11 protein-coding genes are annotated in these 11551 nt (G+C 67.9%); 7 read left to right on the forward strand and 4 right to left on the reverse strand.

Annotated elements, in window-relative coordinates:
* The 4 genes from MCBMB27_RS03050 to MCBMB27_RS03065 form a co-directional block, all read right to left on the reverse strand.
* Window positions 1-723: a formate dehydrogenase subunit gamma gene (locus MCBMB27_RS03050; RefSeq protein WP_075379820.1), complete on the reverse strand. Its 723-nt coding sequence runs from the start codon at window positions 721-723 to the stop codon at window positions 1-3.
* Window positions 724-1038: 315 nt separating this feature from the next.
* Window positions 1039-1974, reverse strand: a complete 936-nt coding sequence (fdxH, locus tag MCBMB27_RS03055; protein ID WP_043756175.1) for a formate dehydrogenase subunit beta — start codon at window positions 1972-1974, stop codon at window positions 1039-1041.
* A gap of 13 nt (window positions 1975-1987) precedes the next feature.
* Window positions 1988-5068 (reverse strand): formate dehydrogenase-N subunit alpha, encoded by a 3081-nt coding sequence (gene fdnG / locus MCBMB27_RS03060; protein ID WP_078947084.1) that lies wholly within the window; start codon window positions 5066-5068, stop codon window positions 1988-1990.
* A gap of 156 nt (window positions 5069-5224) precedes the next feature.
* Complete coding sequence (locus MCBMB27_RS03065; protein WP_053609177.1) at window positions 5225-5566, reverse strand: hypothetical protein; 342 nt, start codon at window positions 5564-5566, stop codon at window positions 5225-5227.
* Between the two features lie 191 nt (window positions 5567-5757).
* Here MCBMB27_RS03065 and MCBMB27_RS03070 point away from each other — a divergent pair, with 191 nt between their 5' ends.
* The 7 genes from MCBMB27_RS03070 to MCBMB27_RS29025 all read left to right on the forward strand — a co-directional run bounded on the left by MCBMB27_RS03070 (window position 5758) and on the right by MCBMB27_RS29025 (window position 11513).
* Window positions 5758-5943: a NepR family anti-sigma factor gene (locus MCBMB27_RS03070; RefSeq protein WP_043347894.1), complete on the forward strand. Its 186-nt coding sequence runs from the start codon at window positions 5758-5760 to the stop codon at window positions 5941-5943.
* 384 nt (window positions 5944-6327) lie between these two features.
* A complete protein-coding gene (locus tag MCBMB27_RS03075; protein WP_043347916.1) occupies window positions 6328-7365 on the forward strand; it encodes a sulfate ABC transporter substrate-binding protein in 1038 nt (345 codons plus the stop codon).
* 10 nt (window positions 7366-7375) lie between these two features.
* A complete protein-coding gene (gene cysT, locus MCBMB27_RS03080; RefSeq protein WP_043347891.1) occupies window positions 7376-8230 on the forward strand; it encodes a sulfate ABC transporter permease subunit CysT in 855 nt (284 codons plus the stop codon).
* Window positions 8223-9104 carry a sulfate ABC transporter permease subunit CysW gene (gene cysW, locus MCBMB27_RS03085; RefSeq protein ID WP_075379821.1) on the forward strand — a complete coding sequence of 294 codons (882 nt, stop codon included), beginning with the start codon at window positions 8223-8225 and terminating at the stop codon, window positions 9102-9104. Before cysT ends, cysW begins: the two co-directional genes overlap by 8 nt.
* 58 nt (window positions 9105-9162) lie before the next feature.
* Complete coding sequence (locus tag MCBMB27_RS03090) at window positions 9163-10146, forward strand: sulfate/molybdate ABC transporter ATP-binding protein (RefSeq protein WP_043347886.1); 984 nt, start codon at window positions 9163-9165, stop codon at window positions 10144-10146.
* A gap of 39 nt (window positions 10147-10185) precedes the next feature.
* Window positions 10186-11235, forward strand: coding sequence for a cysteine synthase A (locus MCBMB27_RS03095; RefSeq protein ID WP_075379822.1), 1050 nt, complete (start codon window positions 10186-10188; stop codon window positions 11233-11235).
* 122 nt (window positions 11236-11357) lie between these two features.
* On the forward strand, window positions 11358-11513 hold the full coding sequence (locus MCBMB27_RS29025) for a DUF3309 domain-containing protein (RefSeq protein WP_085987623.1): 156 nt from the start codon (window positions 11358-11360) through the stop codon (window positions 11511-11513).
* The last annotated feature ends 38 nt before the right edge of the window (window positions 11514-11551 follow it).

Below are 11551 nucleotides of genomic sequence, written 5' to 3' on the forward strand. Positions count from 1 at the left end.
TCAGGATCCGCGCTTGTCCACCGAACCCCGGCGGCCCGTGCCGCCGGCCATCTGACGGAACCACTTGCGGTGATGGCGGTAGGCCCAGCCGCCCGTGACCGTGCCGCGGACCATCGCCCGGCCGGTGCCGCGGACCCAGATGCCGGCGTAGATGTGCACCACGATGATCGCGATGGCGATCACCGCGGCGAGGGAGTGGGCCAGGAGCGCCCAGCGCTGGGTCTCGATGGAGGTGAGGCCGCCGAAATAGGTGTTCCAGATCACGAGCCCGGTGACGAACATCACGCCGATCAGCGCGGTCTGCCCCCAGAACACGCCCTTTTGTCCGGCATTGTACTTGCCGAGCTCCGGGAGCCGGTCCTCACGGTTGGTGACCACGTCGCCGATATGCTTCGTCCACTCGACATCGTCCTTGTTGGGGATGTTGAGCTTCCAGAAGCGCACGAACAGGAAGAAGAAGCTGACCGCCAGCGCCACGCCGAACCAGGGATGGATCGCCCGGGTCGCCTGCCCGCCGCCGAACAGGCCGGTGAGCGAGAACAGGTAGGGCGTGAACATCGCCAGGCCCGACAGGGTCAGCAGCGTGAACAGGATCGCGGTGATCCAGTGGTTCACGCGCTGCACGCCGGTGTAGCGCGGGACGTACAGCACCTCCGTCGCCTCGGACTTGGCGTGGTGCAGGGGGCGGGGATCGCCGTCCCGGATGTCGCGGTGGATCGTCATCGACCTTCACTCGCCTGATGCGGCGCCGGCCCTGCGCCTCGGCGGAGGGGGCTCTGAAATTCAGGATAGGGCCTCTGGGCCCCGCCGTCTTCGGTTATCCGATCCCGCCCGTTTCCGAAGGGATCGCGGGTCCCCTCTCCCGTGCGGGAGAGGGACAGGGTGAGGGATGAGGACGATCCGGAGAAGGCGCAACCCGATCCCACGTCAACGACGTGCTCGATCCTGAACCTTCTCGACCCTCACCCCAACCCTCTCCCGCACGGGAGAGGGGGCGCGTCGCGTCTCCCGGGCTGCATTGGCAGCCCGGGATGCCGATCAATGCGGCCGGGCCTCGCCGCCGCCGGTCTCCCGGCGCTTGGCCTCGTCGTATTCGACCGCCTCTTCCTCCTCTTCGGGCACGACCTCGTTGGGGCCGGCCGTCACGTAGTGGAAGAAGCCCGCCACCGCGGCGAAGCCCATGGCGGCGAGACCGAACACCTTCGCTCCGCCCTTCCAGAAGGCGACGAGCGGCGAGATCTTCGGATCGTTCGGCAGACCGGCGTAGAGGCTCGGCTGGTCGGCGTGGTGCAGCACGTACATGACGTGCGTGCCGCCGACGCCGGCCGGGTCGTAGAGGCCGGCATGCGCGAAGCCGCGCGACTTCAGATCCTCGACGCGGTCATGCGCCTGGTCGATCATGGCCTGCTTGGTGCCGAACATGATCGAGCCGGTCGGGCAGGCCTTGGCGCAGGCCGGAGCCTGACCCACCGCCACCCGGTCCGAGCACAGGGTGCACTTGTACGCCTTGTGGTCGGTCTGGCTGATGCGCGGGATGTTAAAGGGGCAACCCTTCACGCAATAGCCGCAGCCGATGCAGTTCTCCTCGATGAAGTCGACGATGCCGTTGGAGTACTGCACGATGGCGCCGGGGGACGGGCAGGCCTTCAGGCAGCCCGGCTCGGTGCAGTGCATGCAGCCGTCCTTGCGGATCAGCCATTCGAGGTTCTGGGTCTCGGGGTTCTCGTACTCGGTGAACCGCATCAGGGTCCACGACTTCGGGGTGAGGTCGTGGGGGTTCTGATACGTGCCCGTGTTGACGCCGATATCGTCGCGGAGGTCGTTCCACTCCTCGCAGGCCGATTGGCAGGCCTTGCAGCCGATGCACTTCGACACGTCGATGAGCTTGGCGACCTCCACCTGGCGGCGGATCTCCGGCGGCGTCTCCGTGGAGGCGGAACGCTGGCGGATGTCGAGGGAGCTGTAGTCAGCCATGATTCAGCTCCCCTTACGCGACGGCATCGGACGGAGGCGTGGTCGGCTCGATATTCACGAGCCAAGCCTTGAACTCCGGCGTCTCGGTGTTCGCGTCGCCCACGACCGGCGTGAGCGAGTTCGGGTGCCATCCTTTCTTGGTGTGGCCCATGAAGCCCCAGTGCTGCGGGATGCCGACGACGTGGACCGGCTTGCCGTCGCAGATCAGCGGCTTGATGCGCTTCGTCACCACGGCCTTCGCCTTCAGGGAGCCGCGCTTCGACCAGACGCGGACCCAGCCGCCCTTGGCGATGCCCTTCTCCTTGGCGAGTTCCTCCGAGATCTCCACGAAGGCCTCCGGCTGGAGGATCGCGTTGATCCGGGCGTGCTTGGTCCAGCCGTGGAAGTGCTCGGTCAGGCGGTAGCTCGTCGCCGCGTAGGGGAAGTCCTTCGCGTCGCCGAGATCGGCCAGGTCGTCCTTGAAGATGCGGGCCGCGGGCGCGCCCTTGATCTTCGGGAAGGCGACGTTCTGCACCGGGGACTCGAAGGGCTCGTAGTGCGTCGGGAACGGCCCGTCGCGCATGAGTCCGCGGGTCCACAGGCGGGCGACGCCCTCCTGGTTGAGGATGAACGGACCGACGCCCTTATCGGGGGCGACGGTGACGCCGTAATCCGGCACGTCGAAGCCGATCCACTGCTTGCCGTTCCACTCGATGAGCTTCTTCTTCTCCGACCACGGACGACCCTCGGGGTCGCACGAGGCGCGGTTGTAGAGCACGCGCCGGTTGGCCGGCCACGCGAAGGCCCAGTTGGGCGCGATGCCGCGATCGCCGGGATCGGTGTTGTCCCGGCGGGCCATCATGTTGCCCTTCTCGGTGTAGCAGCCCGAGTAGATCCAGCAGCCGCAGGCCGTGGTGCCGTCGTCCTTGAGCTGGGCGAAGCCGTCGACCTGCTTGCCCGCCGGGATGACGGTCCCGTTGAGATCCGGCGTCGGCGCGAGCGTGTAGCCGTTGAGCTCGCGGGCGAGCTCCGTGGGCGTCGGCGACTCGGCGATCGCGTAGTCCCACTTCAGATTGACGATGGGGTCGGAGAAGGCCCCGCCGTCCTTCTTGTAGGCTCCGCGGATGCGCAGGAAGATCTCCGACATGATCTCGATGTCGGAGCGGCACTCACCCGGCGCGTCCTGGGCCTGCCAGTGCCATTGCAGCCACCGGCTGGAGTTCGACAGCGAGCCTTCCTCCTCCACGAACAGGGTGGTCGGCAGTTCGAACACCTCGGTCTGGATCTTGGTCGGATCGACGTCGTTGTACTCGCCGTGGTTCTCCCAGAACCGCGCCGTCTCGGTCTTGAGCGGATCCATCACCACCAAGAATTTCATCTTGGAGAAGGCTTCCGTCATCTTGGCGCGGTTCGGGAACGACAGCAGGGGGTTGAAGCCCTGGATGACGTAGCCGGTCATCTTGCCCTGCTTGGCGAGCTCGAACCCACGCAGCACGTCGTAGGTCGGCACGTCGAGCTTGGGCAGGTAGTCGTAGGCCCAGTCGTTCTCCTTCTGGGCCTTGTCGCCCCACATCGCCTTCTGGAACGAGACGAAGAACTTGTTGTAGTTCTGCCAGTAGCTCGTCTGCCCCGGGCGCAGCGGCTTGAACTGCCGCTTGGCGATGTAGCTCGCGTAGTCGGGCTCCTTCTCCACGGGGATGTTCAGATAGCCGGGGATGAGATTGCTCATCAGCCCGATATCGGTCAGCCCCTGGATGTTGGAGTGGCCGCGCAGGGCGTTCATGCCACCGCCCAGCATGCCGATGTTGCCCAGCAGCGTCTGCACGATGCACATCGAGCGGATGTTCTGCGAGCCCTTGGAATGGTGCGTCCAGCCGAGCGCGTAGAGCGACGTCATCACCCGGTCGGGCGCGGCCGTCGTGGCGATCAGCTCGCAGACCTTGAGGAAGGTCTCCTTGGGCGAGCCGCAGATCTTCTCCACCATCTCGGGCGTGTAGAGCGCCACGTGCTTCTTCAGGAGCTGCATGACGCAGCGCGGGTGCTGCAGCGTCTCGTCGACCACGGCGTAGCCGTCGGGACCGATCTCGTAGTCCCAGGTGGTCTTGTCGTAGTCGCGCTTGTCCGCATCGTAGCCCGCGAACAGACCCTCGCTGAAGTCGTAGCCCTCGCGGACCACGTACCCGGCGTTGGTGTAGGCAGAGACGTAGCGGTGCTGCAGCTTGTCGTTGTCGAGCAGGTACTTGGCCACGCCCGACAGGAACGCGATGTCGGTCCCCTGCCGGATCGGGCAGTAGAGATCGGCCACCGACGCCGTGCGGGTGAAGCGCGGATCGACGACGATCAGCTTGGCGTTGTTATGGGCCTTCGCCTCGACGACCCACTTGAAGCCGCAGGGGTGAGCCTCGGCGGCATTGCCGCCCATCACGGTGATCACGTCCGCGTGCTTGATGTCCATCCAGAGGTTGGTCATCGCACCGCGTCCGAAGGAGGGCGCCAAACTGGCGACCGACGGACCGTGTCAAACCCTGGCCTGATTGTCGAAGACCAGGGCCCCCATGCTTCGGACGGTCTTGTAGGTCAGCCACGCCGTCTCGTTGGTCGTGGCCGAGGCCGCCAGGAATCCGGTCGTGGTCCAGCGGTTGACCGTGAGATCGCCGTTCTTGGCCACGAAGTTCTTGTCGCGGTCCTCCTTCATGAGCTTCGCGATCCGGTCGAGGGCGAAGTCCCAGGAGACGCGCTTGAACTCCGAGGAGCCCGGGGCGCGATGGAGCGGGTATTTGGTCCGGGTCTCGGCGTGCACGAAGTCGAGGAGCGCCGAGCCCTTGGGGCAGAGCGTGCCGCGGTTGATCGGATGATCGGGGTCACCCTCGATGTGCATCACCGAGGAGCGCGCGTTCTTCGAGCGATCGCCCAGGCTGTACAGGATGACGCCACACGCGACCGAGCAATACGGGCACGTGTTGCGGGTCTCGCGCATCTGCGCGAGCTTGAAGGGCCGCACCGCGGCGGCCATAGCGGGCTCGAGTCCCCCGAACCCGAGGGCACCCAGCGAGCCGCCCGCGAGGCCGGCGCCGGCCCCCTTGAGCAGGCCACGCCTTGAGACCTGGACAGTCATCTCCGCCTCACAGAAAAGCGATCTGGTATAATTCCAGGGTGTCCCAAAAAAGCCCGCGCGAGGCAAGTGCGGTTGCGTGACACAGCAAGTCCCTGTGTCTCGGACGAAGCACCACGTTCGTCCGAGCCGGTATCATCCTGCCGAGAAACGATTTCTTTACTTGCTGGGGATCGCCGGATTCATTCCCGAGGGGCTCGCCGTGCGGTGCTCCAGGGGAGCCTGCGGCTCCGTGGCGGACGAGCCGCCGGGATTGGCCTGCGGAACCGGGCGGTTGGCGTTTTCCTTGGTCGATTGGCCGCCCGGGTCCGGCGCATCCTTGGCGGCCGATTGCTCGCGGGGAACCGGCGCCTGGCTCCAGCCGTCCTGGGCGCTGCGGGATTTGTCGCCCATCGCGTCGACACCCTTGATCTCGCCCGGCTTGGTCTGCGCGAGGCACGGGGTGCCGACCGTCACCGCCCCGAAGAGCACCAGCATCATCAGGGGAATCGAGCGAGGCAAGGGACGTCTCCGGGGAACGGGCAGGGGGATGCGCGGGCAACGTGCCCTGCACCGCCCCAGTTCCGGCCTGCGACACCGCCCCTCCGAGAGGCCGCCGGATCGGACGACCCGTCGACGCGCCGGCGTCGGTGACGGCTCCTTAACCACGCCCTGCAACGCTGCGTGCTGGCAGGTGCGAGGATCGCCCCATCATGTCGAAGCCGCATCCGGAGCGCGCCTCCGAACTCGAACAGATTCCAGACGCAGCGCCGCTCCCCCCCGGCGTCCGCCGCCATCTCGGCCAGACGTTGCGCACACTCTATACCGATACGCTCTCGGCCCCCGTCGACGAGCGCCTCAAGGCCCTGATCGCCCAGCTCAGCAAGCCGAAGCGCTGACGCAGCCCGCCACCGGCGCGATTGCCGGATATCCGGATGGGACAGGGCAGGGACCTCGCGTCGCACCGCCAGCGCCTCACGCCCCACCGGACCGAGGCCCACTCAAGTGCGCCAGCGCACATAAGATTGTTCGTTCTGAGAAACCCGATCCGGCATTGCGATTCTTCTCCTGTCGCGGAGATCCGGAGAAGATCCATGCGTTCTGGCGGCCTACTGCGCTGATCCGACTTGCATTCCGGCCGATGACGCCGTTCCTGAGCGAGCGATGCCATCCCGCGTGTCCGCGTCCGAGGCTTGACTTCGTTCGGTAAAAAGAACGATTTCCGGCCTCTGGGGATGCAGGTCCCCTGGATCGCAATCGCGCATGGCGGGGGATCGGACGTGATGAAGAACGCTGCAGGTCGCGGCCGGATGGCCCGGGCGATCGGGTTCTCCCTGCTGGCGGGTGCCGGCCTGTGGGCCTGCGTGCTGCCGGCCGCGGCCGAGACCGCGCTCCTCAACGTCTCGTACGATCCGACCCGCGAGCTCTATCGGGAGATCAACGCCGCCTTCGCGGAGGAGTGGAAGGCGAAGACCGGCGAAGCGATCACGATACGGGCCTCGCATGGCGGGTCGGGGGCGCAGGCGCGCACGGTGATCGACGGCGTCGACGCCGACGTGGTCACCCTCGGCATCCCGTCCGACATCGACGCGATCGCCAAGCTCACGCACAAGATCCCGGAGGATTGGCGCAGCAAGCTGCCCAACACCGCCACGCCCTACACCTCGACGGTGGTGTTCCTCGTCCGCAAGGGCAACCCGAAGGGCATCAAGGACTGGGCCGACCTGATCAAGCCCGACGTCAAGGTGATCACCCCGAACCCGAAGACGTCCGCCGGCGGGCGCTGGAACTTCCTCGCCGCCTGGGGCTACGCCTACGGGACCGACAAGGACGCCGCCAAGGCCGACGCCTTCGTCGGGCAGGTCTACAAGAACGTCCCGGTGCTCGACACCGGCGCCCGCGGCTCGACCGTGACCTTCGCCCAGCGCGGGCTCGGCGACGTGCTCCCCACCTGGGAGAACGAGGCCTACCTCGTGCTCCAGGAATTCGGGGCCGACAAGTTCGACATCGTCTCGCCGCCGAGCTCGATCTACGCCGAGCCGCCGGTGGCCCTCGTGGCGGTCAACGCCGAGCGGAAGGGCACCACCAAGGCCGCGCAGGCCTATCTCGACTTCCTCTACACCGACCGCGCCCAGGCCATCTTCGCTAAGCACCATTACCGGCCGATCCGCCGGGAGGCGGCCGCCCAGGCCGACCTCGCCCAGCTGCCCGACATCAAGCTGTTCAAGATCGAGGATCTCCAGGGCTCCTGGGACGAGATCCAGAAGCGGAACTTCGATGCCGGCGGTCTGTTCGATCGGCTGAGCCGGGCCGGCCGCTGAAGGGCGCATCATGGTCGAGACGCACCGCCCCCGATGGACATTCCGTCGGCCGAGCGTGATCCCGGGCTTCGGGATCAGCTTCGGCTACACCCTGACCTGCCTTGGGCTGATCGTGCTCCTGCCGCTCGCCGGGCTGGTGGTGAAGGCGTCGGGGCTGGGCCTGTCCGGTATCTGGGACGTCGCCACCGACCCGCGGGTGGCGAGCGCCCTGCGGATCAGCTTCGGCGTCTCGGCGCTCGCGGCCCTCGTGGCCTCGACCTTCGGCTTCCTCGTGGCCTGGGTTCTGACCCGCTACCGCTTCCCCGGCCGCAAGCTGGTCGACGCGGCGGTCGACCTGCCCTTCGCGCTGCCGACCGCGGTCGCCGGTATCGCGCTCGCCTCGCTCTACGCGCCGGACGGGCTGCTCGGCGCGCCCCTCGCACGCCTCGGCATCCAGGCGGCCTACACGCCGTTGGGCATCTTCATCGCCATGGTGTTCATCGGCCTGCCCTTCGCCGTGCGAACAGTCCAGCCGCTGATCGCGGAGATCGATAAGGAGATCGAAGAGGCCTCCGCGACCCTCGGGGCGACGCGGTTCGCCACCCTGACCAGGGTCGTGCTGCCGCCGCTGATTCCGGCTGTGCTCACCGGCTTCGCCCTGGCCTTCGCCCGGGGCGTCGGCGAGTACGGCTCGATCATCTTCATCGCCGGCAACCTGCCCTACGTGTCGGAGATCGCGCCGCTGCTGATCGTCATCAAGCTCTCCGAGTTCGATTACGGGGGCGCGGCGGCCATCGCCACGATCATGCTCGGCATCTCGTTCCTGACGCTGCTGGCCATCAACCTGATCCAGGCCTGGTCACGGAGGCGGTTCGGCTATGTCTGAGATCTTCTCGCCCGCCTTCGTGCCGGCCACCAAGCAGGCTCCGGTCGCCTCCGAGGGAGCCGCGACCCGCACGGTCCTGATCGGGATCGCGGTGGCGTTCCTGGCGCTGTTCCTGGTTCTGCCGCTGTTCGCGGTCTTCATCCAGGCCTTCTCGAAGGGGCTCGGAGCCTTCCTGGACGCGTTCCGCGAGCCCGACGCCTGGAGCGCGATCCGCCTGACGCTCACGGTGGCGGCGATCGCGGTGCCGTTCAACGTGGTGTTCGGGCTGGCGGCCTCCTGGGCGATCGCCAAGTTCGAGTTCCCCGGCAAATCGCTGCTGATCACCCTGATCGACCTGCCGTTCTCGGTCTCGCCGGTGGTCTCGGGGATGATCTACGTGCTGCTGTTCGGCTCGCAGGGCCTGTTCGGCTCCTGGCTGATCGATCACGGTATCCAGATCCTGTTCGCGCTGCCGGGGATCGTGCTCGCCACGGTGTTCGTGACCTTCCCGTTCGTCGCCCGCGAGCTGATCCCGCTGATGCAGGAGCAGGGCACCGCCGAGGAAGAGGCGGCGCTGACGCTCGGCGCCTCGGGCCTGCACGCGTTCCGCACGGTGACGCTGCCCAATATCCGCTGGGGCCTGCTCTACAGCGTGCTCCTCTGCAATGCCCGGGCGATGGGCGAATTCGGCGCGGTGTCGGTGGTGTCGGGCCACATCCGCGGCCTGACCAACACCATCCCACTCCACGTGGAGATCCTCTATAATGAGTACAACTTCGTCGCCGCATTCGCCGTCGCTTCGCTCCTCGCCGTCCTTGCCCTCATCACCCTCGTCCTCAAATCCGTTCTCGAATGGCGCTTCGCGGGGGAGCTCGCGGGCGGCCGGTCTCACTGACCGGCCATCCACGGCCATCCGGGTCGAGAACGTCTCGAAGACCTTCGACACGGCCGCGGTGCTGCACGACCTCTCCCTCGACGTGCGGGCGGGCGAGCTGATCGGATTGCTGGGCCCCTCGGGCTCGGGCAAGACGACGCTGCTGCGGATCATCGCCGGCCTCGACGCGCCGGACAGAGGACGCATCCTGTTCGGGGACGACGACGCGACCGGGCTCGCCGTGCAGGAGCGCGCGGTGGGCTTCGTGTTCCAGCACTACGCCCTGTTCAAGCACATGAGCGTGGCCGACAACATCGCCTACGGCCTGAACGCGCGCCGCCGGGCCGACCGGCCGGCCAAGGCCGAGATCAAGCGCCGGGTCGGCGACCTCCTCGACCTGATCCGGCTCTCGGGCTTCGGCGACCGCTACCCATCGCAGCTCTCCGGCGGCCAGCGCCAGCGGGTGGCGCTCGCCCGGGCGCTCGCCGTCGAGCCGCGGGTCCTCCTGCTGGACGAGCCCTTCGGCGCCCTGGATGCCCAGGTCCGCAAGGACCTGCGCCGCTGGCTGCGCGAGATCCACGACCGCACCGGCCAGACCACGATCTTCGTCACCCACGACCAGGACGAGGCCCTGGAGCTGTCGGACCGCGTGGCGGTGCTCGACCGCGGGCGGCTGGAGCAGGTGGGCACTCCCGACGAGGTGCAGGAGAACCCGGCCTCCGCCACCGTGATGAAGTTCCTCGGCGATTCCGTCGAGGTGGAGGCCATCGCCGAGGGCGGCCGGGTGCTGGTCCGGGGCCGGGAGACGCCGGTTGCGGCGCCGGCCGGGACCATCGGTCCGGTCAAGCTCTACGTCCGGCCCTGGCAGTTGCAGCTCGCCGAGCCCGAGGCCGCGCATCTCTCCGGCACCGTGCGCAGCTCGTACAGGACGCAGGGGCGTCAGCGGATCGAGGTGGTCGATGCCGAGGGGCGCGTGCTCGCGGTGGAGGATTTCGACGGGGTCCGCTACGCGGCCGGGCACCCGGTGGGCCTGCGGATCAACGGCGGCCACGTGTTCGGGTGACGCTCGCCAGCGGCAACGCAGCATCCTAGGCTCCCGACCATGACCGTACCGAGTCGCGAACCCGCACCCGATGTCCTGGCCGCCATCGGCCAGACACCGCTGATCCGCCTGCGCCGGGCCTCCGAGGCGACCGGCTGCGACATCTACGGCAAGGCCGAGTTCCTCAATCCCGGCCTGTCGGTGAAGGACCGCGCGGCGCTCTCCATCGTGCGGGACGCGGAGGCGAAGGGCCTGATCCGGCCGGGCGGCACCATCGTGGAGGGCACCGCCGGCAATACCGGCATCGGCCTCGCCCTGGTGGCTTCCGTGCGCGGCTATCGGACCCTGATCGTCATCCCGGTCACGCAGTCCGAGGAGAAGAAGCAGACCCTGCGGCTCGCGGGTGCCCGGCTGGTGGAAGTCCCGGCCGTGCCCTTCGCCAATCCGAACAATTACGTCCACGTGGCCCGGAGGCTCGCCGAAAAGCTCGCCGCCACCGAGCCGGCGGGCGCCTTCTTCGCCGACCAGTTCGACAACGTCGCCAACCGGCAGGCCCATGTGGAGGGCACCGGCCCGGAAATCTGGGCGCAAACCGGCGGCCGGGTCGACGGCTTCGTCTGCGCGGCCGGGACCGGCGGCACGCTGGCCGGCACCGCGGAGGCCCTGCGCGCCCGCATCCCGCAAGTGCGGATCGCGCTGTCCGATCCGGAGGGTTCGGCCCTCTACGCGCATTACACGACCGGGACCCTGAAGGCCGAGGGCAGTTCGATCACCGAGGGGATCGGCCAGGGGCGCATCACCCGGAACCTCGAAGGCTTCACCCCCGATCACGCCTTCCGGATCCCGGACCGCGAAGCCCTCGACATCGTCTTCGGGCTGATGCGGGAGGAGGGGCTGTCGCTGGGCGGCTCGTCGGGCATCAACGTCGCCGGGGCGATCCGGCTGGCCCGGGAACTCGGGCCCGGCCACACCATCGTGACGATCCTGTGCGACGGGGCGGCCCGTTACGCCTCGAAGCTGTTCAACCCGGCCTTCCTCACCGAGCGCAATCTGCCGGTACCGGGCTGGCTCGACGCCCCGCAGGATCCCCTGCCGGACTGGCACGCCTGAGCCGGGGGACCGCATCCGGACTTTTCCGCATAAAAGCGTAGCTTGGCGTTGAACGGAACGGAATGTCGCAGCGTTTGAACGGTCACGCTCGCACCAGCGCGACCGTCCGGAGAACGCGACCGATGTCCCTCGTCACCATTCTGCTCATCATCCTGATCATCCTGGCCTTCGGCGGCGGCGGCTTCCTCGGCGGCGGTGCGTATCGCGGACCCGGCTTCGGCCTGGGCGGCATCCTCCTGATCGTGCTGATCGTCCTGCTGGCGACCGGGCGGCTGTAAGGCGGCCCTCTCCGCCTGGACGGACGCGCGCCGGCCTG

This window comes from Methylobacterium phyllosphaerae (assembly GCF_001936175.1).
GTDB classification, from domain to species: domain Bacteria; phylum Pseudomonadota; class Alphaproteobacteria; order Rhizobiales; family Beijerinckiaceae; genus Methylobacterium; species Methylobacterium fujisawaense.

Excerpts from the sequence above, each read along its gene's own strand:
- MCBMB27_RS03050 (WP_075379820.1), bottom strand. The coding sequence starts at position 723 with ATGACGATCCACCGCGACATCCGGGACGGCGATCCCCGCCCCCTGCAC.
- MCBMB27_RS29025 (WP_085987623.1), top strand. The coding sequence starts at position 11,358 with ATGTCCCTCGTCACCATTCTGCTCATCATCCTGATCATCCTGGCCTTC.
- MCBMB27_RS03070 (WP_043347894.1), top strand. The coding sequence starts at position 5,758 with ATGTCGAAGCCGCATCCGGAGCGCGCCTCCGAACTCGAACAGATTCCA.
- MCBMB27_RS03095 (WP_075379822.1), top strand. The coding sequence starts at position 10,186 with ATGACCGTACCGAGTCGCGAACCCGCACCCGATGTCCTGGCCGCCATC.
- MCBMB27_RS03075 (WP_043347916.1), top strand. The coding sequence starts at position 6,328 with ATGAAGAACGCTGCAGGTCGCGGCCGGATGGCCCGGGCGATCGGGTTC.
- cysT (WP_043347891.1), top strand. The coding sequence starts at position 7,376 with ATGGTCGAGACGCACCGCCCCCGATGGACATTCCGTCGGCCGAGCGTG.
- cysW (WP_075379821.1), top strand. The coding sequence starts at position 8,223 with ATGTCTGAGATCTTCTCGCCCGCCTTCGTGCCGGCCACCAAGCAGGCT.
- fdxH (WP_043756175.1), bottom strand. The coding sequence starts at position 1,974 with ATGGCTGACTACAGCTCCCTCGACATCCGCCAGCGTTCCGCCTCCACG.